1 pseudogene is annotated in these 223 nt (G+C 69.1%); it reads right to left on the reverse strand.

Annotated features, from left to right (window positions below):
* Positions 1–223, reverse strand: a pseudogene (locus E4K09_RS02630) (ABC transporter permease); the annotation flags it as partial.

The following is a 223-nucleotide window of genomic DNA, read 5'->3' on the forward strand; positions in this document are numbered from 1 at the left end:
CGCACCAGAACGCCGAAACGCGTCTTGCGCAGCAGAAGCCACACGAGCCCGAGGACGATCGGCCCGGCCGCGATGAGCACGAGTTCGTAGGAGGGGAAGCGCCGTCCGAGACTGTCGACGGGCGCGCGCAGGCCCGGAGCGCGGGGGCCGAGGATGTCCTCCGGGCCGAAGATCAGGATGGTGAGATCCTGCACCACGAGGACGACGCCGAAGGTGGCAAGCA

Origin of the sequence: Microvirga pakistanensis (genome assembly GCF_004458765.1) — a bacterium.
Lineage (GTDB): Bacteria > Pseudomonadota > Alphaproteobacteria > Rhizobiales > Beijerinckiaceae > Microvirga > Microvirga pakistanensis.